25 protein-coding genes and 3 pseudogenes are annotated in these 21,650 nt (G+C 65.6%); 12 read left to right on the top strand and 16 right to left on the bottom strand.

Going from position 1 to position 21,650, the window contains the following annotated elements:
- Positions 1-54 precede the first annotated feature (54 nt).
- Positions 55-939, bottom strand: coding sequence for an AraC family transcriptional regulator (locus ACVWWD_RS27205; RefSeq protein ID WP_352549470.1), 885 nt, complete (start codon positions 937-939; stop codon positions 55-57).
- A gap of 272 nt (positions 940-1,211) precedes the next feature.
- Between ACVWWD_RS27205 and ACVWWD_RS27200 the strand changes: the two genes are divergently transcribed.
- Positions 1,212-1,622 (top strand): MbcA/ParS/Xre antitoxin family protein, encoded by a 411-nt coding sequence (locus tag ACVWWD_RS27200; protein WP_023775375.1) that lies wholly within the window; start codon positions 1,212-1,214, stop codon positions 1,620-1,622.
- The gene (locus ACVWWD_RS27195) at positions 1,616-2,314 is read left to right on the top strand and encodes an RES family NAD+ phosphorylase (protein ID WP_352549468.1); all 699 of its coding nucleotides are present in this window, start codon (positions 1,616-1,618) and stop codon (positions 2,312-2,314) included. The genes ACVWWD_RS27200 and ACVWWD_RS27195 overlap by 7 nt, the downstream gene beginning before the upstream one ends.
- Before the next feature lie 50 nt (positions 2,315-2,364).
- On the opposite strand, the gene ACVWWD_RS27190 is transcribed toward ACVWWD_RS27195, so the two are convergent.
- Positions 2,365-3,237, bottom strand: a complete 873-nt coding sequence (locus ACVWWD_RS27190) for a LysR substrate-binding domain-containing protein (RefSeq protein ID WP_023784862.1) — start codon at positions 3,235-3,237, stop codon at positions 2,365-2,367.
- A 124-nt stretch (positions 3,238-3,361) separates the two neighbouring features.
- Between ACVWWD_RS27190 and ACVWWD_RS27185 the strand changes: the two genes are divergently transcribed.
- On the top strand, positions 3,362-3,571 hold the full coding sequence (locus ACVWWD_RS27185; protein ID WP_352549466.1) for a hypothetical protein: 210 nt from the start codon (positions 3,362-3,364) through the stop codon (positions 3,569-3,571).
- 45 nt (positions 3,572-3,616) lie between these two features.
- Positions 3,617-4,360, top strand: coding sequence for a sulfite exporter TauE/SafE family protein (locus tag ACVWWD_RS27180; protein WP_352549464.1), 744 nt, complete (start codon positions 3,617-3,619; stop codon positions 4,358-4,360).
- A 31-nt stretch (positions 4,361-4,391) separates the two neighbouring features.
- On the opposite strand, the gene ACVWWD_RS27175 is transcribed toward ACVWWD_RS27180, so the two are convergent.
- A complete protein-coding gene (locus ACVWWD_RS27175) occupies positions 4,392-4,961 on the bottom strand; it encodes a DUF308 domain-containing protein (RefSeq protein WP_352549462.1) in 570 nt (189 codons plus the stop codon).
- Between the two features lie 203 nt (positions 4,962-5,164).
- On the opposite strand from ACVWWD_RS27175, the gene ACVWWD_RS27170 reads away from it, so the two are divergent.
- Positions 5,165-6,076 carry an AraC family transcriptional regulator gene (locus tag ACVWWD_RS27170; protein WP_352549460.1) on the top strand — a complete coding sequence of 304 codons (912 nt, stop codon included), beginning with the start codon at positions 5,165-5,167 and terminating at the stop codon, positions 6,074-6,076.
- Positions 6,077-6,113: 37 nt separating this feature from the next.
- On the opposite strand, the pseudogene ACVWWD_RS27165 reads toward ACVWWD_RS27170, so the two are convergent.
- A pseudogene (locus ACVWWD_RS27165) lies at positions 6,114-6,565 on the bottom strand (universal stress protein).
- Between the two features lie 172 nt (positions 6,566-6,737).
- On the opposite strand from ACVWWD_RS27165, the gene ACVWWD_RS27160 reads away from it, so the two are divergent.
- Complete coding sequence (locus tag ACVWWD_RS27160; protein WP_352549458.1) at positions 6,738-7,319, top strand: histidine phosphatase family protein; 582 nt, start codon at positions 6,738-6,740, stop codon at positions 7,317-7,319.
- A 118-nt stretch (positions 7,320-7,437) separates the two neighbouring features.
- Here the strand turns inward: ACVWWD_RS27160 and ACVWWD_RS27155 are convergent, their stop codons facing one another.
- The 8 genes from ACVWWD_RS27155 to ACVWWD_RS27120 form a co-directional block, all read right to left on the bottom strand.
- A complete protein-coding gene (locus ACVWWD_RS27155) occupies positions 7,438-7,839 on the bottom strand; it encodes a VOC family protein (protein WP_352549456.1) in 402 nt (133 codons plus the stop codon).
- A 78-nt stretch (positions 7,840-7,917) separates the two neighbouring features.
- Positions 7,918-8,991 carry an RNA polymerase subunit sigma-70 gene (locus ACVWWD_RS27150; protein WP_457103514.1) on the bottom strand — a complete coding sequence of 358 codons (1,074 nt, stop codon included), beginning with the start codon at positions 8,989-8,991 and terminating at the stop codon, positions 7,918-7,920.
- Positions 8,992-9,033: 42 nt separating this feature from the next.
- Entirely contained in the window at positions 9,034-9,780 is a 747-nt protein-coding gene (locus ACVWWD_RS27145) for an SDR family NAD(P)-dependent oxidoreductase (protein WP_023774587.1), read from the bottom strand.
- A 148-nt stretch (positions 9,781-9,928) separates the two neighbouring features.
- Positions 9,929-10,699: a pseudouridine synthase gene (locus ACVWWD_RS27140; RefSeq protein ID WP_023794501.1), complete on the bottom strand. Its 771-nt coding sequence runs from the start codon at positions 10,697-10,699 to the stop codon at positions 9,929-9,931.
- 162 nt (positions 10,700-10,861) lie between these two features.
- Entirely contained in the window at positions 10,862-11,686 is an 825-nt protein-coding gene (locus ACVWWD_RS27135) for an alpha/beta fold hydrolase (RefSeq protein ID WP_352549449.1), read from the bottom strand.
- On the bottom strand, positions 11,676-12,176 hold the full coding sequence (locus ACVWWD_RS27130; RefSeq protein WP_352549447.1) for an SRPBCC family protein: 501 nt from the start codon (positions 12,174-12,176) through the stop codon (positions 11,676-11,678). The genes ACVWWD_RS27135 and ACVWWD_RS27130 overlap by 11 nt, the downstream gene beginning before the upstream one ends.
- Positions 12,173-12,508: an ArsR/SmtB family transcription factor gene (locus tag ACVWWD_RS27125; protein WP_023784853.1), complete on the bottom strand. Its 336-nt coding sequence runs from the start codon at positions 12,506-12,508 to the stop codon at positions 12,173-12,175. The genes ACVWWD_RS27130 and ACVWWD_RS27125 overlap by 4 nt, the downstream gene beginning before the upstream one ends.
- Before the next feature lie 136 nt (positions 12,509-12,644).
- On the bottom strand, positions 12,645-13,526 hold the full coding sequence (locus tag ACVWWD_RS27120; protein WP_352549445.1) for an aldo/keto reductase family oxidoreductase: 882 nt from the start codon (positions 13,524-13,526) through the stop codon (positions 12,645-12,647).
- Positions 13,527-13,621: 95 nt separating this feature from the next.
- Between ACVWWD_RS27120 and ACVWWD_RS27115 the strand changes: the two genes are divergently transcribed.
- The 3 genes from ACVWWD_RS27115 (at position 13,622) to ACVWWD_RS27105 (ending at position 16,646) form a co-directional block, all read left to right on the top strand.
- On the top strand, positions 13,622-14,527 hold the full coding sequence (locus ACVWWD_RS27115; RefSeq protein WP_023774593.1) for a LysR family transcriptional regulator: 906 nt from the start codon (positions 13,622-13,624) through the stop codon (positions 14,525-14,527).
- Positions 14,528-14,680: 153 nt separating this feature from the next.
- The gene (locus ACVWWD_RS27110; protein ID WP_457103513.1) at positions 14,681-15,796 is read left to right on the top strand and encodes a PAS domain-containing protein; all 1,116 of its coding nucleotides are present in this window, start codon (positions 14,681-14,683) and stop codon (positions 15,794-15,796) included.
- A complete protein-coding gene (locus ACVWWD_RS27105) occupies positions 15,747-16,646 on the top strand; it encodes a diguanylate cyclase (RefSeq protein ID WP_457103512.1) in 900 nt (299 codons plus the stop codon). Before ACVWWD_RS27110 ends, ACVWWD_RS27105 begins: the two co-directional genes overlap by 50 nt.
- Positions 16,647-16,691: 45 nt before the next feature.
- On the opposite strand, the gene ACVWWD_RS27100 is transcribed toward ACVWWD_RS27105, so the two are convergent.
- A complete protein-coding gene (locus tag ACVWWD_RS27100) occupies positions 16,692-16,913 on the bottom strand; it encodes a hypothetical protein (RefSeq protein ID WP_023794509.1) in 222 nt (73 codons plus the stop codon).
- Between the two features lie 279 nt (positions 16,914-17,192).
- Between ACVWWD_RS27100 and ACVWWD_RS27095 the strand changes: the two genes are divergently transcribed.
- A complete protein-coding gene (locus ACVWWD_RS27095; RefSeq protein ID WP_015316799.1) occupies positions 17,193-17,432 on the top strand; it encodes a hypothetical protein in 240 nt (79 codons plus the stop codon).
- 61 nt (positions 17,433-17,493) lie between these two features.
- Here ACVWWD_RS27095 and ACVWWD_RS27090 read toward each other — a convergent pair whose 3' ends face one another.
- On the bottom strand, positions 17,494-17,721 hold the full coding sequence (locus ACVWWD_RS27090) for a hypothetical protein (protein WP_023774598.1): 228 nt from the start codon (positions 17,719-17,721) through the stop codon (positions 17,494-17,496).
- A 947-nt stretch (positions 17,722-18,668) separates the two neighbouring features.
- Between ACVWWD_RS27090 and ACVWWD_RS27085 the strand changes: the two genes are divergently transcribed.
- Positions 18,669-18,965: a DUF1236 domain-containing protein gene (locus ACVWWD_RS27085; RefSeq protein WP_023784848.1), complete on the top strand. Its 297-nt coding sequence runs from the start codon at positions 18,669-18,671 to the stop codon at positions 18,963-18,965.
- Positions 18,966-19,098: 133 nt separating this feature from the next.
- Here ACVWWD_RS27085 and ACVWWD_RS27080 read toward each other — a convergent pair.
- Positions 19,099-19,946: pseudogene (locus ACVWWD_RS27080) on the bottom strand (helix-turn-helix transcriptional regulator).
- Positions 19,947-20,036: 90 nt separating this feature from the next.
- Here ACVWWD_RS27080 and ACVWWD_RS27075 point away from each other — a divergent pair.
- A complete protein-coding gene (locus ACVWWD_RS27075; protein WP_352549439.1) occupies positions 20,037-20,921 on the top strand; it encodes an SDR family oxidoreductase in 885 nt (294 codons plus the stop codon).
- Between the two features lie 18 nt (positions 20,922-20,939).
- Here the strand turns inward: ACVWWD_RS27075 and ACVWWD_RS27070 are convergent.
- Positions 20,940-21,637 (bottom strand): annotated as a pseudogene (locus tag ACVWWD_RS27070) (RibD family protein).
- Between the last annotated feature and the right edge of the window lie 13 nt (positions 21,638-21,650).

Raw genomic sequence — 21,650 nt, 5'->3', positions numbered from 1 at the left:
CGGGCCAGCGCAACGCCGGCCCGGTCAGAAGGGGCGGGTCCCCGCCATACAGCGCTATTTCAGCGGCAGAAACAACTCGCAGACCACATCAGGCACCGGCACGCTCGGGAACATCGAAAAGTGCCGTTGGCAATAGATCGGGAAGTCACGCGCTTCCTGGCCGCTGGCGGGAAGCCAGTCGCGATAAAGGTAGAGCGCGGCCGGCTCCAGATTGTTGGTATTGTGGACGACGCGCAAAACGGCGCAACGTCCGCCGGGGATCACACCAGCCTTCATCTGCTCGTCATCGGCGTCGATCGACAGGTCAGTCCCGACACACAGGTCCATGCTGTAATCGGCTGGGTTGGCGGGAATCCTCTCGGAACGGAAAACGTTGAAGGTCGGGCTCGTCTCCGGTGACAGGCCGGCGGCCTTGCGCCAGGCGATGAACCGCTGGATGGTGTCGCCGAGTGTGGCCCGGTCGCCTCGATGTTCCATGATCGCTACCGGCGTCGGGGGCACATCGCGGATCGTCACGTCGTCGTGGTCATAGGTAATGTGCATGAGCTTGCTCCTCGCATTGTCCATAGGCCCGAAGGCCGCAAGCCACGGTGCCCAGTCGGGCGACTTCCGGAACGATGAAGGAGACTGCCCGAACCGTTGCCGAAAGGCGCGGGCGAAGGCGTCCGGTGCATCGTAACCGGCATCCATTGCTATATCCGTGACGCTTTCGGCATCCCTGAAGGCCAGCCGGTATGAAGCGCGCTTCATGCGGGCAAGCTGGACATAACGATGCACGGACAGCCCGAAGGTTGCCGTGAACTGCCGGTGGAAATGGTATTTGGAGAATGCCGCGATGCCGCTCAAAGCGTCCAGGTCCAGATTGCCGTTCAAATGCTGGTCGATATGATCCAACACTCTCTGCATCCGGGCATGGTAGTTTTGAAGCGCCGCCTTCATCTTCCGTCCTCCGTGGCAGCACCAGCTAAAGCGTACGCGGACATGACGCGCTCGACCGATCTTGCGGTTTGTCACGGGTCGCGGAACCGGGCCAAGGACCGTCTAGGGGCACGCCCGACCTTAGTTGGAAATCCAACCACCGGGGAGATTCGACTGTACTTATATTGTTCGGACCACTAATCCGCCATCAGTGCGGTCTTCACCAGCAACGGCGCCTCGCCTTGCCAATTGGCATATACGTGCTATATATCTGCCATTAGCGAGGTCTAGACATGCAGCTTCAAGCCATCACCGCCACACCGGCCACGGTCGGCTCAGCCATTTCGGATGAAGAGGCAGGCGCCTTGGCGCGTACCACGGTCAATCTGTTCAAGGCCTGGAATCTCACCGACTTCGAGGCCTGCGTCCTGCTCGGCGGCATTTCGGCGCGCACCTGGGCGCGGTGGAAGGAGGGCGGCATCGGCCGGATCGACCGCGACCTGCGCACCCGCATGGCGCATCTGATGGGCATCCACAAGGGGCTTCGCTACCTCTTCACCGAGCCGGCGCGCGGCTATGCCTGGATCCGCAAGCCCAATGCCACCTTCGGCGGGCAGTCGGCGCTCGACCTGATGCTGCGCGGCGACCTTTCCGATCTGGCGGCGATGCGCGAATGGCTCGACGCGGAGCGTGGTGCATGGTGAGTGGGCTCGCGGTCCGGCGCCGCGTCCACTGGCCCCAGACCTATCGCATCATCCGCTCCATCCATCCGCCGATCGATCTCTTCGAAGACATCGCCGATCCGCGCGACTGGGACGCGCTCGCCGCCGTCGAGGAGAAGACCAACCCCCGCATCCGGCTGGAGCTTGGCGATCTCGGCAAGGTGCCGGCCGCAAGGCGGGTTTCCGGTCCCGGCGCCAGTTTCGTCATGGCGCCTTTCGTGCATTGTTCCCTACTTCGGCCCGGCCGTTTTTCGGACGGCAGCTACGGCATCTACTATGCCGGCGACAGCGAGGACGTGGCGCTGGCCGAAACCATCCACCATCACCAGAAATTCATGCGCGCCACCAACGAGGCGCCCGGCTGGACGGCCGATTTCCGCGTGCTGATCGGCAGCGTCGATCGCGACCTCGACGACGTCAACGCCGTGCCTGGCGTGCGCGATCCCGACGACTACACGGCGTCGCAGGCGGAAGGGCGGGCGCTCAGGGCCGCCGGCAGCGACGGGTTGGTGTGGAACAGCGTGCGCATGCCCGATGGGGAGTGCATCGGCATCTTCTGGCCCGACGTCATCGGTGTCCCTGTTCAAGGCCGCCACTACAGTTACCACTGGGACGGCGGCCGCGTCGATTTCGTGCGCCTGCACGACACGGGCAAGGTGCTGGAAGTCGTGTGAGCGAAGGCCGCTGCGGCGACCAGTCCCAAGCCTTTACCTGATCGACAGGTTCACACCAGCGCCGCCGCCAGCAATTTCGCCTGCGGCGTCAGCGCCTCGAAGTTTCGGGCGCACAAATTGAGCTGGCGCGTGGCCCAGTCGTCGCCGAGCCGCAGGCCGCGCAGCGCGCGGGCGGAACGGCGCGCGGCACTTTCTGGTACGATGGCGATGCCGGCCCCTTGCGAGACCAGCCGGCAGACATTGTCGAGGCCGGGCACGCGGATGCGGAAGTGCAGGTGGCCGCCGAGCCTGGCGGCCTGGCGGGATATATGCTCCTGCAGGGGGTGGCCGGCGCTCAAGCCGACAAAGGCTTCGCCCAGAATGTCGGCGAGGCTGACGGTATTTCCTTCGAGGCCGGGCTGGGTCCGCGCGGCGATCACCACGAGCCGGTCGACGAAGAACGGCTTCTGCTCGAGATGCGAAAGGCCGGCCCATGTGGCGGCGATGCCGAGATCGGCCGCACCGTTCGCCACCGCCTCGGCGATCTCATGGCTGGGGCGTTCGTCGAGGTCGATGTCGATGCCGGGATGCGCGGCCAGGAAGGCCGGAAGTGTGCCGCGCAGCAGCTCGCTGGTCGCCGCCGTATTGGCCATCAGCCGCACGCGGGCGCGCAGGCCCGTGGCATAGGCGCCGAGGTCGCCGGCCATGGCCTCGATCTGGTTCTGCACCGCGCGCGCATGGTGAAGCAGCGCCTGTCCGGCCGCCGTCGGCACCACGCCGCGCCGGCGCCGCTCCAGGAGGGGCGCGCCGAGGCTTTCCTCCATGCCCTTGATGCGCGCGCTGGCCGAGGCCAGCGCCAGGCCGGCGAGTTCGGCCCCATGCGTGATGCTGCCGCGTTCGGCGACCAGCAGGAACAGCCGGAGGTCGGTGAGGTCGAAGCGCATTTTCCGCTCCTGAAAATCGTGTCGATGCCTGATCAGCCTTCGTTCAGGCCGAAGGCTGGCAGCACAACTTCCACATTGTGGGCAACCGACAAGTCGGTCAAATCAATTGCGATGGAGATCTCCGATGCGTGAAGAAACATCAGGTCCGCAGAGGCTCGGCCTTCTTGAAGGCGCGGCGCTCGTGCTGGCGCTCGCGGTGGCCTCGCTTGCCGTGGCGCAGGCGCGGCCTGGCCCGCGGGGATGCGCCGTGGCGGCGGCTTCCGTCAGCCGCGACGCCGGGCCGGCACAAGCCAATCCGGATGCCGAGGCGACGGACATGCTGCTGCATGACTGAGGGAACCGGCGTGCCCCAAGGTCCATCCATGCCGAGCTTCCATCCATGCTAAGCATCGGGGCCATCGCCTTCATCGGCGCCGTCTTCCTCGCTGCCGGTCTCGTCAAGGGCGTGGTCGGCATGGGGCTGCCCACCGTGGCGATGGGCCTGCTGGCGGTGACCATGCCGCCGGCGCAGGCAGCCGCCCTGCTGTTGATCCCGTCGCTGGTCACCAATCTCTGGCAATTGTTCACCGGTCCGTCCTTCGGCGGGCTCTTCAGGCGCCTTTGGACGATGATGGCCGGCGTCGTCATCGGCACCGTCGCCGGCGCGGGCCTGCTGACCGGCGCGCACACGATGGTTGCCGCGCTTGGCGCTGCACTGGTGCTCTATGCCCTTCTCGGCCTGGCGAAGGCCGGCTTCACCACGCCGGCGCGCCATGAGGCCTGGATATCGCCGCTGGTAGGCGTGGCGACCGGACTGGTCACGGGCGCCACCGGCGTGTTCGTCATTCCGGCGGTGACTTACCTGCAATCGCTGCGGCTGCACAAAGAGGATCTCGTCCAGGCGCTCGGCCTGTCCTTCACTGTATCGACCTTGGCTCTTGGCCTGGGGCTGTTCAGGGCCGGCGCGCTTATCTCGCCGACGGCGCATCTGACGGGATCGATCCTTGCCCTGGCGCCGGCGCTGGCCGGCATGTTCATCGGCCAGGCGCTGCGCCAGCGGATGAGCGTCGAGACCTTTCGCACGGTGTTCTTCGCCGGGCTGCTGGCGCTCGGGCTCTATCTCGCGCTGGACGATGCGCTGTAAACACCGAGGCCAGGCCCGCCGCACGGCAGGATCAAGTCGTAGGCTTGCGTGTCTGCGTGACGGCCAGCCATACGGCCGAAACGAGGAAATAGAAGGCACCGAACGCGGCATAGGGCGCGATGTCGGTGATGCCAGGCGTCGCGGTGCCGATGGCCTGTTTGATGAAGAAGCCACCGGCAAGCGCTGACTGCGCACCGCTCAGCACCATCGCCCATTGCGCGCCTGCCCGCCAACGGCGCACGCCGGTCGCAAGCTGGAACAGGCCGGAGAGAACCGCCCACGCGCCGAACACCCCCAGAACCGCGTGCGGGCCCTGTTCAAGTGCGATGACGACGGCAATGGCCGTGATCGTGCTGACCGCCGCGTTGAGCGCCTGGCTGGGATTGGCTTTCAAGCCGCCGCTGCGCAGCGCGTCCAGAATATTGGCGATAGCGTCCCACAAGGGATAGGCGACCAGGAGGAGCGCCGAGACCGGCGGCGCGCTTTTGCCAAGGGTGAAGGCGGCCGCTACCCAGGCGACTGAAAAGCCGGCCCGGAGGAAATAATAGGACTTCAGCCACTGCGATGCGGCGCCAGGCGCCTGGCTGGTTTGAGTGCTCATTGGAATTCCCTGTCTCGTTGGTTGGACGGCGCTTTACCCGCTTGATCGATTTGGTATCACGTCCGCCGGTTGGATGATTGGAACAGCCCGTTCTCGCTGCCTTGGCTGCGGGAATGGTTTTGATCCAAGGAAAAAACGGCGCATAATCAGCACGAAACGCGCTATCGTCGTAAGGAATGTAGGGGAGCCGGCCGGTCGCATCCATGATGGAATCGCCTGAAAATTTGACCATTCTTCCGGATGGGGGGCCGCGTGCCGGTGTCTCCGGGGACCTTCTCTCGCATGTGCTGGCGCAGATCAGGCTTACCGGCGACGAGGTTTTTTCACGCACGCTGGCACAGGCGGAGCAACTCGATCTCGACGAGGGCCAAGCCCATATCGTCGTGGTGACCGTCGGCGCGCTGCGCATGGAGAGTGGGGATCAGGCCCCTGTCGTCATAGAGGCCGGCGACCTCGTGCTCCTGCCTCGCGGTCCCGGCGCGTTGCGGCTGGTGGCGTCGCATCCTCGGGTGGCGGTCGTCGCGTGCCGCTTCTGGTTCGATCCGGACAGCCTGCGGGGAATGATCTTCGCCTTGCCGCGATGCATCCATATCGAGCGTGCCCAGGGGGCAGGGTGGGTCGATGGAATGCTGCCTTTCCTGATGGTCGAAACCAGCGACGCCCAGCCCGGCGCGGCTTTGATGATTTCCCGCATCATCGACCTCATGGTCATCCGCACCTTGCGTAGTTGGGTCCATGAAGGACGCGCCACGGGCTGGCTCGGCGGCCTTTCGGATGCACGCATCGCCCGTTCCCTGCAAGCCATTCACGAAAGGCCGTTGCAGCGGTGGAGCATCAATGAACTGGCCGACAAGGCCGGCATGTCCCGTTCCAGCTTCTGCGAGCGCTTCGCCGCTCTCGTCGGGCGCTCGCCGCTGCGCTACCAGAATGAATGGCGGCTGGGCCTGGCCCGCGATCTGCTGGCTAGGCGAGACGCACGCGTGGGTGAGATCGGCTTGCGCATCGGCTACGAGTCCGAAGCCGCCTTCAGCCGCGCCTACAAACAGCTCTTCGGGCATCCGCCACGGGTTGAATATGCCCTGGCGAATGAAGCCGCACCGGCGAAGCCGCGCTGACCGATGGCGCCAGCTTGAAGATATCGGGTTGCGGCCGCTACCGCACCACCAGCACCGGGATCTCGGTGTAGGACAGCACTTCCGCCGTCTGGCTGCCCAGAAGCAGCCTGCCGAGGCCACGGCGGCCGTGCGAGGCCATGACGATCAGGTCGCGGCCTTGCGCCCGCGACAGTTCCAGGATCGCTTCGGCCGGCCCTTTTGTCCTCGACATGGACCAGCGTGGCGGACACGCCGGCGGCGTCGGCGGATGCCTTGCATTTGTCGAGCACTTCCTTGCCATAGCGGCGCTTCCTCCTCCTGATAGATGACCAGCTCGTCGCCGGTGGCGTAGCCGGCCATGGCGTCGCCCCACGCGAAGATCGGGAATTGTTCCGAGACGATAATGAAGGTGACGGCGGCGCCGATGCCCTTGGCCAGTGTGAGGCCCTGGGCGACACCCTTGTCGGCCAGGTCAGAACCGTCGGTGGCGATGAGCAGATGTTTGTACATGATGGTGTTGCCTGTCGTGCCTGATGACTATCCAACAGAGAGATAGTTATGCCGCAAGCTCAATCATTGTGCCATTGCGGGGGGAATCAGGGCCAGGCGAGGTTTCGTCATTACCCGGATTCCCCTTTCCCGCATCGTCCTCTAAGGTGCCGCCGACATCGAAAGGCATCCCATGAGCAACGCGTTTCCGCAGATCCATCTGGTCCGGCATGGCGAGACGGCATGGAGCCTTTCGGGGCAGCATACCGGGCGAACCGACATGCCGCTAACGCCGGCCGGCGAGGCGGCCGCGCGGGGTGTTGCGGAGCGGTTGAAAGGCCTATCGTTCTCAGCCGTCTGGTCGAGCCCCTCGCAGCGCGCCTACGATACCAGCGTGCTTGCCGGCTTTGGCGCGACAAGCGTCAAGATGGACGATCTGCAGGAGTGGGACTACGGCGCCTATGAGGGGCTGACGACCAAACAGATCCTGGCCGAGCGGCCAGGCTGGAACGTCTTTCGCGACGGCTCTCCGCAAGGCGAGGTGGCGGCCGATGTCGGCACCCGCGCCGACAGGATCATCGAGCGCCTGCGCAAGGCCAATGCCGACATACTGATCTTTTCCAGTGCGCACTTCCTGCGCGTGCTCGCCGCCCGCTGGCTCGGCCTGCAGCCGGAAGACGGGGCCCTGTTCGTGCTCGACACGGCCAGCATCAGCGTGCTCGGCTACGAGCATGATTTCGGCGAGCCGGTCGTGCGCAGGTGGAACCTGAAATAGGGGTGGCAGGCTTAGCGCCGACGTCAATCGCTTCGTCATCCTCGGGTCTCCGCGACGCGCTTCGCCCTGTTATGCCGAACCCGGGGAGGCCTGGGCTAATTCCGAATACTGGGCTGTTTTATTTGTCAAACTTCCGGATCGCCTCGGCGGTGATGGGCTGGAAGAAATTCACCAGATTGCCATCGGGGTCGCGAAACAGCAGCGAGCGGTTTCCCCAGGGCATGGTGGTCGGCTGCTGCACGGTCGTGCTCTTGATGAGGTTCGATAGCCGGGCAAATTCGGCATCGACATCGCCGACGCGGAATTCGAGGATGGCCGTGTGGTTGTCGGCGGGGCGGGCGATGTCGCCGCCGAACAGCATCAAAGTGCGCGTGCTGCCGATCGCCAGCGTGCAGGCCGGCGTCTCCAGTTCGGCGAAGTCTTCCGTGTATACCGTCACCGGCATTCCGGTGATTTCACCATAGAAGCGCACGAGGCGCTGGACATCTGATGTGATGATGCGGACTGAGACGAAATTCATGGCATTGGCTCCTTGATCGCTGAAGCCGCAAGCGGGCTCCCAGCCGATCAATAGACCAGGGCTCCTGCCAGCTTTCTGTCAGGAGACGGGTTGCGACGGTGATGCGTTCGATTCGGACCAGACCGGCGGCAGGCCGAAGGCGGCGAACAGATCGGGCCCGAGCCGGCCGACATAGACGGTCAGAGTGGCGATCGCGCCGCCGGCCGGCTCGATGACATGCAGCGACTGCGCGCGCCATTCAGCATCCTGATGGCGCCGCGCATAGATCGCGACCGCGGGCTGGCCGTTGGCTCGTGTCGGCACAGCGCGATAGCTGGCGAAATTGCCCCACACGGTCCTGAAGAAGCCGTGGATCGCCTGGCGCCCCTGGTACCAGTCGTGCCATGGCGGCATATGGTAGGTGGCATCCTTGCGCAGCAGCTCGACGAAGCCGTCGAGATCGGTCGCCTGCCAGGCGCTGACATAACGTTCCAGCAACAGGCTCTCTCGCTGGCTGGGTTCCGACCGCCGCAAGGGCCGGCCTTGCGGATAGCACGAGCCGAGCGTCGCGCGCGCCCGCTGGAGGGCACTGTTGATCGACGCGATGGAGCCGCCCAGCAATTGCGCGGCCTCCGCCGCGGACCAGCCCAGCACGTCGCACAGCAGAAGCGTGGCGCGCTGGCGGGGCGGCAGAAGCTGGATGGCGGCGACGAAGGCGAGCCGCACCGCCTCGCGGGTCTCGTAGCGGGCGTCTGGGCCGGGCTGGTCATCGGCGAGGTCCGGCAGCTCGGCGTCGGGGTAGGGCTCCAGCCAGGCGAGTTCAGCTGCGGCGCCGGCGGCGGCGCGCCCCTCGCTCGGCGGCCGTGCGGGCTCTCGGAGAATGCGATGCGCCGACGACCTCGCCTTGATCGCATTGAGACAGCTGTTGGTGGCGATGGCATAGAGCCAGCCGCGCGGCGAGCCGCGCCCGTCGAAGCGCGAGCGGCCGCGCCATGCCTTCAGGAATGTCTCCTGGACGAGGTCGTCGGCCTCGTGCAGCGATCCCATCATGCGATAGCAGTGGAGCTTGAGTTCGCGGCGGTGGGCCATCGTGAGGCGCTCGAAAGCCCGCCGATCGAGGATCGGCCCGCCTTCCGGACCCAGCGGCTCAAGTGGGCCGGAAGCATCTGTCATGTCGAGCCTGCCAAGCGCGATTGCCCTGATATGCTGCGCCCCTCACGCCGCCGCCGCAAGCCCGCTGCCGCTCACCGTGAAGGCGGTGCCCTGCAACTTGCCGCCGGCGAGCGCGACCACGGCATTGGCGACATCGGCGGGTGTCTGCATGTCGGTCATGCTGGCCAGGAAATCGGCCGGGCTGATGCCGAGATAGGTCGAAACGCCTTCGATGCCGCGCTGGCCGACGCCGGTGCCGGCCATGATGCGCATGGGCGCCAGCGCCATGAAGCGCAGGCCGAGGCCAAGCCGGTCCGCTTCCTTCTGGCCGTGGGCGGCAAGCACCATCTGCATGCGCTTGGCGCCGGAATAGCCACCGGAGTTCGGCGGGCCGCCGCTGAAGGCCGCGCCGCTGGAGATCAGCACCACGCGGCCGCCGGACTTCATGCGGCCACGCAGCGCCGCCTGGCAGAACAGGAAGGATGCCTTGACGTCCATTTCCCAATTGGCCGAGAACTGATCCCAGCTCTGATCCTGGAGGGGCGCCGACGGGGCGAAGGCGCCGGCGCAGATCACCAGCACATCCGGTTCGAGAGCCGCGAAGACCGTATCGGGCGCTGCCTCCTGCTTGGCGTCGACGGCAAGCGTCCTGACGCCGGAGGCCTCCCAGGAGAGCTCCTTCAAGGCGGCCGCGCCGCGGGCGGCGGCAAGCACGGTCGCGCCCTCGCGGAGCGCGGCTTCCACGATCGAGCGGCCGACACCCCGGCTGCCCCCGACCACGACGACATTTTGACCCTGCAACGATCCCATGGATCACCTCGCTCTTCCGGCGGCGGACCATTCCGGCGCCTAAGGATCAGGACAGCCGAGGTAGGGGAAAATCATCGGTGGTGACGAAACTTTTTTTCGAGACATGTGTCCGCGAAAGCCAGACGCAAGAAAACGCTGCCGGCTTCGCTCAGCCCGCCAGCAGCGCCAGTTCCTCCGGCGTGAGATGCCGCGCCATGCCCTTGGCGAGGTCGCCGAGGGGCAGGCGGCCGATGGCGACGCGGATCAGGCGCTTGACCTCGACGCCGTGAGCGGCGAGCAGGCGGCGGATGTGGCGGTTCTTTCCCTCGTCGAGCACGATCTCCAGCCAGGCGGTGCGACCGCCGCTGCGCAGCAGTTCGATCGACTTGACGGCCAGGGTCTCGCCGTCGACGGCCGCGCCCGCGCGGAACATGTCCAGCATCGTTTCATCCGGCACCGCGGCGACCTGCACGTGATAGGTCTTGGGCAGGTGCGAGGCCGGGTCCATCAGCCGGTTGGCGAAGCGGGTGTCGTTTGTCATCAGAAGCAGGCCTTCGCTGGCCTTGTCCAGCCGGCCGACCGGCGAAACGAAGGGCAGGTCGAGCCCTTCGAGACAGGCATAGACGGTGTCGCGCTCGAGCGGGTCGTCGCGGGTGGTGACCAGCCCGCGCGGCTTGTTGAGCATGACATAGACCTTGCGCTCGGCAACCACCTCGACGCCATCGACGACGATCCTGTCTCGGTTCATGTCGACGCGCAGCGCGGCATCGCGCACCACCTTGCCGCCGACGCGCACGCGGCCCTGCGCGATCAGCGCCTCGCCCTGCGTGCGCGAGCACAAGCCGAGTTTGGACAGGGCGCGGTTCAGGCTGACGCCTGAAGGCCCGGCGGGCGGTATTTTAGCGGGCGGCCTGCCGCGTGATGGTGTTCGTGGAGCCATGCTGCTTGGGGTCGATCCGTGGTATCGGACAGATGCCATGGGCCGCACCGGCATCGCAAGCGGCGATCCATTCACGGCGGCGCTGGGATGTCCTCAACCGGCCGCCCATATGAGCCCTGCATGCCCGGATTCCCTTTGCTAGTTGGGATCTACCTGCCGCGCCTAATCTTGCGCGTTGAAGAACGCTGTCAGCACTGGGGCGTGTGCGGCGGGCTTCAATATGTGGTTCTGGCCGGGCAGCGTTTGGTGGCGGGCATTGGGCAGTGCTTTGGCCAGAGCCCTGTTGCCATGCCGCAGCCATGCCGGGCTCTTGCCCCCGTCGGTTACCAGCACCGGCACGCGGAGCGACGCCCAGCGGACGGGGTCCAGGGGCTTGCCAAGCTGATCGCCAGCGACGATGGCGCCGTCATGCGGCAGCGTGTGCGCCACGGCCTTGAGCCGTCGCCAGATCGGCGTGAGCTTCATGAAGACGATTAGCAGGCGAGGCATGCCCACCGATTTGAGGAAGGCGGTTATAGCGTCGCCGCGCCGGCCTTCGGCGAGGGCTGTTCCGATCATCGCCCAGTCGGCCTGCGTGGTCGCGCGGCTGTCGTCGACGATCAGCGGCGCTTCGTAGAGGGCGAGTTTCTTGACGCCGGGGAGGCGGGTAGCCGCCATCAGCGCCAGCATCGCGCCCGACGACATGCCCCAGACATAGGCCTCGCCGCCGGCCGCCCGCAGTACGGCCTCGATGTCGTCGACCTCGCGCTCGATCGCGTAGGGCGCGGTGTTGCCGCTGTCGCCACGGCCACGGCGGTCGTAGCGGAACACGGTGAAGTTGTCCGCGAGGGCCTTGGCCAGCGGACCGCTCGGTCCCATCGTGCGCGAGCATAGCGCGCCGTCGACGAGGACGAGCGGGTGACCGTGGCCCTGACGCTCGCAGGTGATCAGCGTTCCATCCCGTGACAGTACGGCTTGCGTGGACGGTTTCGCGTTCTCATCCTGCATGGTTGGCTTCCCGGTCTATCAACTGCCCCAGCCGGTCGAAGCTCCGTGCCCAGCCGCCGCGCATGCCCAGCGCCAGCAGGCGCTCGCGGTCGGCGGCGCTCGCCAGCGTCACCTCGAAATGGACATGGGTCCGCATGCCATCGGGCGTAAAGGTCACGGTATGGCGGCTCTGGCCCGGCGGATTGCCGGCCCATTCTCGGATTTCCGGATCCGGTTCGTCGCGGTAGCTCAACCTGACGTTCTCGACGACTTCGAGATAGCTGCCCTGGTTGCGGTAGAGCGCGCCGCTGGCAGTCAGCATATCGATGCGCCAGCGGCCACCGACGCGCACGTCGAGCACGCAGTGAGGAATGGTGCAGTCCCTGATGCCCCACCACTGCGCCACGAGCCTGGGCTCGGTCCACAGTTGAAAGACGCGTGCCACCGGAGCCTCGAACACCCGTTCGATGGCAAAGCCGCGCCCGGTGGCATCTTGGGCGCGGTCGCTCATGGCGCCTTGTCCGCGTCGCGCCGCAGCAGATCCTCCATGCGGTCGAAGCGGCCTTCCCAAAGTTTTCGATAATCGTCGAGCCAGCGGTCGATGTCGCGCAGCGGCTTGGGCTCAATGCGGCTCAGATGTTTCTGCGCCGCCCGGCTGCGGGTTATAAGACCAGCCTGCTCCAGCACGCCGACATGTTTGGAGACGGCCCGCACGGTGAGCTCGAAGGGTTGCGCGAGTTCGGCGACCGAGGCTTCGCCATCGAGCAGCCGGGCAAGGATCGCGCGCCGCGTCGGATCGGCGAGCGCGGCGAATGTGTGGTCAAGGGAAAATTCAACAGCCATTATGGAACCAATCAGTTCTGGAACTAATTGGTTCTATAGAGCCCTTGGCTTCCCTCGTCAACAATCTTCCGGAAACTGCGAGAGCTGGCGCGCTCGCAGGGAAGAGGTTCATCCCGGCAAACGTTGGGTGAAAGTCTCAGGCCGCTGCCTTCTCGCCTGCTATGCCGTTCAAGACCTGGACGGCATCCGCCGGCAGCTTAAGCTCGGCCGCCGCGAGGTTCTCCCTGAGATGCCCGACCGAGGAGGTGCCGGGGATGAGCAGGATGTTGGGCGCGCGCTGCAACAGCCAGGCGAGCGCCACCTGCATGGGTGTCGCGCCGAGCTTTTGCGCGACGTCGGCAAGCGTGCTCGACTGCAGCGGCGTGAAGCCGCCGAGCGGGAAGAACGGCACATAGGCGATGCCGTCGGCGGCAAGCTCGTCGATCAGCGCGTCGTCCTGGCGATGCGCGATGTTGTATTGGTTCTGCACGCAGACGATGTCGACCATGCCGCGTCCCTGCGCGATCTGTTTGCGGGTGACGTTGCTCAGGCCGATATGGCGCACAAGTCCCCGGCGTTGCAGTTCGGCGAGCGTGTCGAGCTGCGGCTCGATCGAGCCTTCGGCGGGCCCGTGGATGCCATGCATGGAGCGCAGGTTCACGACCTCGATTACGTCCAGCCCGAGATTGCGCAGGTTGTCGTGCACGGCCTGCGTCAGCTCCCGCGGTGACATTGCCGGGATCCACGAGGCATCCGCGCCGCGCCGCGCACTGATCTTGGTGACGATGGTGAGGTTGGCGGGATAGGGGTGCAGCGCCTCGCGGATGATCTGGTTGGTGACGTGCGGACCGTAGAAATCCGATGTGTCGATATGGTCGACGCCGCTGGCAGTGGCCTCGCGCAGCACGGCAATCGCCGCGTCGCGGTCCTTCGGCGGGCCGAAGACGCCGGGTCCGGCCAGTTGCATGGCGCCATAACCGAGGCGCTTCACGGTGCGGTCGCCGAGCTTGAAAGTTCCGGCCTTGCTTATGTCGGTCATGGGTCTCGATCTCCTTTGGATCGGCACGATATAGACAGTCCTCGCCCGCGCGATAATATGGCGCAATCGGCACAGGCTGTGCGGAAAGGCGAACAATGGCGACGGATCTGGGTGACCTGCAGGCTTTCATGGCGGTGGCGCGGGCCGGCGGCTTTCGCGAGGCCGCCCGGGTCGGCGGCGTCAGCGCCTCCAGCCTTTCCGAGACGGTGCGGCGGCTGGAGAGCGGGCTCGGCGTGCGGCTCCTCAACCGCACCACGCGCAGCGTCGCACCCACCGAAGCCGGCGCGCGGCTGCTCGACCGACTTGGCCCGGCACTCGGCGAAGTCGAGGCGGCGCTCGATGTGGTCAACGGGTTTCGCGGCCGCCCGGCGGGCACGCTACGGCTCAACGTGCCGGTGGTGGCGGCGAAGCTGGTGCTGCCGCGCCTCTTGCCGCCCTTCCTCGCGGCCTATCCCGACATTCGCCTGGAAGTGACCGCCGAGGACAGTTTCGTCGACATATTGGCGAGCGGTTGCGACGCCGGCATCCGCTATGACGAGCGGTTGGAGCAGGACATGATCGCCGTGCCGATCGGGCCGCGCCGGCAGCGCTTCGCCACCGCCGCCGCACCGGCCTATCTCGACCGCCGCGGCCGGCCCGACCATCCGCGCGACCTGCTCCACCACGCTTGCCTGCGCGGCCGCTTCGCCAGCGGCTTCATGCCGCCCTGGGAGTTCGAACGCGACGGTGAGGTGGTGAGCGTCGAGCCGACGGGCCCGCTGCTTGTCAGCACCGGCACCGCCATGGCGCTTGCGCTCGATGTGGCGGTCGCCGGCGGCGGCATCGTCTCGCTGTTCGAGGACTGGCTGCGCCCGTACTTCGACGACGGCAGGCTGGAGCCGGTGCTGGAGCCCTGGTGGCAGGAGTTTTCAGGCCCGTTCCTCTATTATCCCGGCCGCCGCCTGACGCCGGCACCGCTGCGCGCCTTCATCGATTTTGTCGGCGGGATGCGGTGGGACTGATCCCGGACGGAAATCGTGCTGCGTGTTGCGCCGATCGGCCCGTCGCCCCGGCTCCTTTGGACCAAGCGCAAATCCTTGATGTAACACTTTGTTGTCATTGAGGGCCTATCGGAGTGGCGGTACGGCGAAAGCCCGGTAAAGGGAAGGCGCGCAATGGGTTCGCCCTGGTCCGAATTGCTGGCCAATCTCGCGGTCGTGGCGTTGTTCGTTTCGGTCTGGATCCACACGCATGTGTGGCTGGACCGTTGGCCGCGCGCCGCGAAGGCCGCCGCTTTCGGCTTGCTGATGGGCGCCGGCGCCATCGTCCTGATGCTCACACCCATGCAGTTGCAGCCCGGCGTGCTCGCCGATCTCAGGGCAACGATGATTGCCGTTGCCGGCTTCTTCGGCGGTCCCGTCGCCGGCATCGTCGCCGGGGTCATGGCTGGTGCGTTCCGGACTTTCGAGGGCGGCATCGGCGCCTTCGCCGGTGCGGTGGGGATCGCGGCCGCCATGCTGGTCGGTGTCGCCGGGAACCTTGCCCTGAAGGGCCGGCGGCCCACCATGGTCGACATCATGATCCTTGGCGCGGCCGCCGCTGCCGCATCGCTGCTCGGCCTCAGCGTCCTGCCACGAGATGTCCTGCAGATGGTCCTGCCTGATGTGGCGCTGCCTTCCTCCCTGCTCATCTTCGTCTCGGTGGTGCTGTCGGGGCTCACGCTTTACCAGGAGCGGCGACGCCTCGAGGCGCTGCAGTCCCGGCGCATCTACAAGGCCGTGGTGGAGACACTGCCGGATTGCCTGAACGTCAAGGACCTCGACGGGCGGTTCATCGCGGCCAATCCGGCAACGGCCGAACTGATGCAGGCGGCCGACGCCAAGGCTCTGATCGGCAAGACGGATTTCGACTTCTATCCGCGCGAAACGGCGAAAGGTTTCCGCGAGGACGAGCTTGCCGTGCTGGCCTCGGGCGTCTCGTCCACCATCGAACAGCGCCTTCATCACGAGGATGGAACCGAAGGCTGGCTGGCGACCTTGAAGGCGCCCTTTCGCGACAGGAGCGGGGCCGTCGTCGGCCTGATCACGCACAATCGCGACATCACGGCGCGCAAGCAGCTCGAGGCCGAGCTGGCGGAAAGCCGGGTCCGGCTCGGAGACGCCTTGACGCACATGGCCGACGGTCTGGTGATGTTCGACCCGCGACGGCAGGCTGGTGCTGTGCAACGCCCAGTACCGCGCCATGTTTCCGAAGACGGCGGACATGAGGGTGCCAGGCGCCGACTACCGTGACATCCTGCGCGCCTCGGCGCAGCGAGGTGAGGCGATCACACCGCCGGACGAGGTCGAGGGCTGGATCGCCGGCATCATGGCCTCGCAGAAGCTTGTAAGCCAGCGCCAGGTCCGGCTTGCCGACGGCCGCTGGCTCGACGTGCGCACCCGTCCGACAGGCGACGGCGGCAGCCTAAGCGTATTCTCCGACATCACCGAGGCCAAGCAGGTCGAGACCGAACTGCTGGCGCTCAACGAGAAGCTGAACCTTCTGGCACATCGCGACGGGCTGACCGAACTGTGGACGCGCCGCGCCTTCGACGAAGCGCTGGCGCGCGAATTCTCGCGCGCCAGGCGCAATGCGGCTCCGCTCAGCCTGGTGATCATCGATGTCGACTGGTTTAAGCGGTTCAATGACCATTACGGCCATCCGGCGGGCGATGAATGCCTGCGCGCCGTGAGCCGCTGCATCCAGGCGACTGCTCGCCGTCCGGCCGACGCCGCGGCCCGCTACGGCGGCGAGGAATTCGCGCTCGTCCTGCCCGAGACCGATGCCCGGGGCGCCTTTGTCATTGCCGAGACCCTCAGGAGCAAGGTGCGCGACCTTGCCATGGCGCATGCCGGCAGCGAAAAGAGCATCGTCACCGTCAGCATTGGGGTCAGCACCCTAGACGCGGACGGCGCCACGATGGAGATTGCCGATCTTCTGAGACGGGCCGACGATGCGCTTTACGGCGCCAAGGCCGCCGGGCGGGACCGGGTGCATGGCTGGCGCCCGCATCTCAGCGACCAACGCTCGACCGGTTCCCGGCGCAAGATTATGAGGCTTGCAAGGCCAGGGCCGGGCTGCCGCTGGATTTGGATCAGCTGAGCTGGTTATCGCCTGAACGAGGGTCCGGGCGGTGAAGCGTAAGCTTCAGCCGGAGTGAACTGAATCCGTGCTGGCGCGATCGAGCTTCACAAGACGAGCCTTCGCTTCGCCGACGCGTTGTTGCGCGGATCTTATCCTGTCACAAAGCCGCAGATTGATACCGACGCCACAGTCTTCGTCCAGCATCGCGTTTGCGCGTTCAAGGGCGAGTTCCGCTCGGTGAAGTCGCTGCCTCGCCCTGGCAAGTTCCAAGGTCAAAAGTTCCATTGCTGCCGCTTCCGTGGTTTGCGGTCCCTTCCATTGGGAAACCGCTGCCGGGTGGTTTGGTTCCGGGTCGTTCGCGAAGCTGCATCTGCTGCCGAAGTCAGGGCCTGGAGATGCCGCAGCCGCCCACGCTTCCAGGATTGGGCCGGTAAGTGGCAGTCATGTCTTTGTTTATTGACCCCGCCAATGGCTGGCGTAGCTTGTCCACGGCCGTCAGCGATGCGAACATAGCGGGCGCTTGGGAGCGATCATCCTGCTTCCACCCAAATCCAGGAGGAAGCTGTGCGCAGGCTATTACAGACGCGCCCTGGCGAATATCTCGATCACCGATTGGAGTGCCCCTTTTGCGGCACCATCCGCCTGCAAATCCCGGCCGATGCGACACCATCGACGCGGATCAGTTGCGCCGAGTGCGGCAGATATCTTGGTATCTGGGATGAACTGCAGACCGACTTCGAGCAACAAGGCGGCAACGATGGCGTTTTCCGTCTCGACAAAGGGCGCATCCAGAAGCTCGACTAAACTTGCCGCGAGCAGCGCTCGATAGCACTGGCTAGGGTCGGCTCCCCATCGCCGATGCCCATCAGGACGGCCTTGGATGGGCAAGGCCGGTCTGGAAGGTGCCTGGCAACACGGGTGAGCCACCGCGGCTCGTCGAGGCTGTCGCCATGGCGTCTACCGGCACGATGATGATCATGCGGGCATGCTGCTCTGGCCACAATGGCTTTCCGAAAAGGAAGAATGTGCTGGCGAGAAAACAGACCAGCAAGAGGATGGCCAAGGTGTTGGCGATGATCTCACCAAGCTGCATTGCTCTTCTCCAATTCACGCGTCCCTCCCGGCAACGAGCGCCAGCAAACTATGTTCAACGTTTGGGACCAATGCGCATGGTTCGCAGGACTTCAGTCCGAGTTGCGGGTCGAGCGATAAACGCACAACCTGCCTTTGCACCGGCCGAGCCTCCGCCAAGTGTGGCAGCCGGGGCATAGCCCGGCCTGCTCGCAACGTGCCGAGCCCTCCGCCAAAGCAGGCCGGGCTCCTTTCTCGAAAGCGTCACAAACGGACCGCGATTTCCACGGGCAGCGGTGAGCGCTGGTTGCGCAGCGACGGCAAGGCCCGATCCGCGGGGTGGCGGAAAGCGCGCCGGTGCCGTCCGCCTTGCTCCACGGCCACAAAGGCGCGATTCTCCTCCCTTTGGCGGCCAGCCAGCATGGTCAGATTGGGATTGTGTGGACGGATCTGTTGTCCCATAGCCTCAACTCGACCTCACGATTAGCGGTGAAGGCAGCAAGGCTGCTACCAGTTCAAAGTAAGGCTGACGAGCAGGACGGCGATCAAGGCCGACAACGGGACCGCCATCACCAGCGCCGCCTCCATAAGGCGGGTTTCCTTGTCGCTGAACATTAAACCTCCTCACTTGTCGGCTGAGCGCCGGGATTTAGGGTTCGCCCACCGCCCGAAGCAGTGAGCGAACCCTATTGGCGCAGGAAGGGACGTAGCTGCGCCAATTCAAAAACACCCCCGCAGTGCCACCCGACATCGGTCGGATATCCGCGATGAACTTGCAGCGAAACAACGAGCGCGAAAGACGGCCGTTCCCGGCAGTGGCGCCGGCAGGACCATTGCGTTTTTTTATGGGACCTAAGTCCGGTGCTGGCCGGACCGAAGCCCAAGCCTGGAACATTCAACCATGCCTGAAGTTCGATCCCGCAGCGCGGCGACAATGTTGTGCTGTGCAGGTTTCAAATGGAGGTACTCATGAAAAAAGATCTTGCCGCCGTAGCCGCGGTTCTGTTGCTCGCAGGTGTCGGCGCAGCCGCCGCCGAGGACGTCATCATCCAGCCCGAGCAGGAAACGGTGATCAAGGAGTATGTGCATAAGCAGCCGCTGGCTTCGGTCAAGGTTCCCGGCGTGGAACTTAACGTCGGCACGGCCTTGCCCGATACCGTCGAGCTTCACGAAGTCCCCAACGTCAAGTATCGTTACACCGTCGTCGACAACCGGACCGTGATCGTGGATCCAAGCACCCGCAAGATCATCAAGATCATCCAGTAGCGGCGCTTGGCCCGCTGCCGGCTGGCGGCGGGCCAACCATGCAGACGCGTTGCGTTGACAATAAGAATTTGCGTGATGCCGACCTTGCGCAAGCTGAACGGGTTCGCGAACGCCCCTTGAATGGGGTCCTGCGTCAACGCGACGGGTCCGCCCCTCGCTCCTTGTGCCGCCGGGCAAGCCCGCGAATGCGGTCGGCGACCTTGCTATCCACCGGATTGTAGACGGTCAGGCTCAGATCCGGCCGGCCATCCACCGCGAAGGCCGAATATTCCAGCTCGATGTCGCCGAGTTCGGGATGCTTCAGGCGCTTTGTCCCGTCGCCATGGCTGAGCACGTCGTTTTCCCGCCACAGCGCGTCGAATTCCGAGCTGGCGCTGCAGAGCTCCTCCACCAGTTGGGCGACCTCGGACACCGCGCCGGCGCGCGCCGCATCAGCCCGGAACGCGCCGACCACGAAACGCGCGAGGTTCTCCCAATCGTGCTGCTTGGCGCGGATGGTGGGGCTCAGGAACATAAACCGCAGGATGTTGCGCTGGCCAGCGGGCAAGGTGCTGTAATCGGTCATCACGACTTGCGCGGCGCGGTTCCATGCGACGACATCCCAGGTCGCCGTCTTGATTAGGGCCGGGCTTGCCTCCAGCGTGTCGATAAGGCGTTGCAGCCTGGGGCTGACGCCGTCCGCGCCGATGTAGCGGACTTCGGGCGGGCGCCCGAGCCCCAGCATGAAAAGATGTTCGCGCTCTGCCTCGGTCAGCAGCAGACCCTTGGCATCCGGTTCAGCACGTCGGCCGAAGGCGCGCCGCCGCGTCCCTGTTCCAGCCATGTGTACCAGGTCGGGCTGATGTTGGCGCGCTGCGCGACCTCTTCCCGGCGCAGTCCGGGCGTGCGCCTGCGCCCGGAAAAGCCGAACGATGAGGGGTCGAGCCGGGTGCGTCTGTCTTTCAGGAATGCCGCGAGCGAACCGGCGGAGGTGTTGGGCATCCTGTTAGCCATTATACCATGATAAGATCACTACTTTAATGGAATAATAGAGCAGCGATAGTACGCAGGCAACTGTGCAGGAGATTTTGCATGCGTATCTTTTTAACCGGCGCGACCGGTTTCATCGGTTCGGCCATCGTTTCCGAACTTCTTCAGGCCGGAAATCAGGTCGTCGGCGTCACCCGCTCCGACGCGGGTGCCGAGGCGTTGGCTGCCGCCGGTGCCGAGGTGTATCGGGGAACCCTCGAGGATCCCCAAGGCCTGCGCGACGGCGCGGCCGAGGCGGAAGCCGTGATCCACACCGCGTTCGACCATGATTTTTCGCGGTTCGCCGAGAATTGCGAAAAGGACAGCCGTGTCATCGCCGCGCTCGGTCAGGCACTCGCCGGCTCCGACCGGCCGCTGGTGATCACCTCGGGCGTCGGCATGGGCAGTCCCGGACATGGCCAATTGGCCGTCGAGGATGTCTTCAACCCCGATCACCCTAATCCGCGCATCGCCTCGGAACTCGCCGGGAATGCGTTGCTGGAGGCCGGCATCAACCTGTCGGTGCTGCGCCTGCCGCAGGTCCACAACACGCTCAAGCAAGGCCTCATTTCGCCGCTCATCGAGATCGCGCGCCAGAAGGGCGTCTCGGCCTATGTCGGCGACGGCCGCAACCGCTATTCGGCCGGCCATGTCTCGGACGCCGCGCGCCTTTACCGGCTCGCGGTGGAGAAGCGGCAGCCCGGCGCGCGCTATCACGCCGTCGGCGAAGAAGGGGTAGAGCTGCGCGCGATCGCCGAGGCGCTTGGCCGTGGCCTGAACCTGCCGGTCGTTTCGATCGCGCCGGAGAAGGCGGCGGAGCATTTCGGCTGGATGGCGATGTTCGCCCCCATGGACCTGCCCGCCTCCAGCGCGCTGACCCAGGTACGGCTCGGCTGGCGTCCGACCGGCCCGACGCTGATCGCCGATCTGGACGCGATGCGGTATTGAGGCGCGTAAGAGGCGGCCTTAGCCTGGGGTGACGGCGTAGCGCAAATGGACGAGCCCATGCGCGAGGGCTTTGCAATCCGTGAGCGACAACCGCACCTTGTCGGCAAGGCCGCTTTTCCCAAACTCGACAAAGCCCTGGTTTGCCTCCCGCGCATCGAGCGCGGGGGCAATGAGAAGGCTGAGTTCATCGACCAGCCCCGCCGCCAGGAAGGAGCCGTTGATGCCGGCGCCGCCCTCGAGCAGCAGGCGGCGGATGCCGAGCTCACGGGCAAGCACGTCCAGCATGGCGGCGAGATCGACGCCGGGCGTTTGCGACACGATATATGACACGCCGTCGGCGGCGAGCTCGCCAGATGGCTGTCGGCTACATCATGTCCGAGCAGCACCACGACATGGTCCCCGCCGATGTCGGGTTTTGCAAAGTGCAGCTTGCCCGAGGCATCGAGCGCCACGGCAAAGCTGCCCGCATTGCGCTGCGCGAAATAATGCGGCCGCTCGACCTTGCCGCCATACGCGGGCGGATGCGCGGCGGCCTTGCTCATCTCGGCCATGGTGACGCGGCCGACGATCCAGGCGTCGCCTTGGAGGTCGTTGTGGATCTGCTCATAGAGGCCCGACCACTCGGCCCGGCTGCCGTCGGGGCTTTCGGTATAGCGGCTGGGATGAAGGCTGCCGTCGAGCGAGGCAAGCATATGGCAGATGATGCGCGGCTTCATATGGTGTCTCCAT

The organism is Mesorhizobium sp. URHB0026 (genome assembly GCF_054059755.1).
The sequence above is the reverse complement of the archived record's forward strand: the minus strand, read 5'-3'. Positions and strand labels throughout refer to the sequence as shown.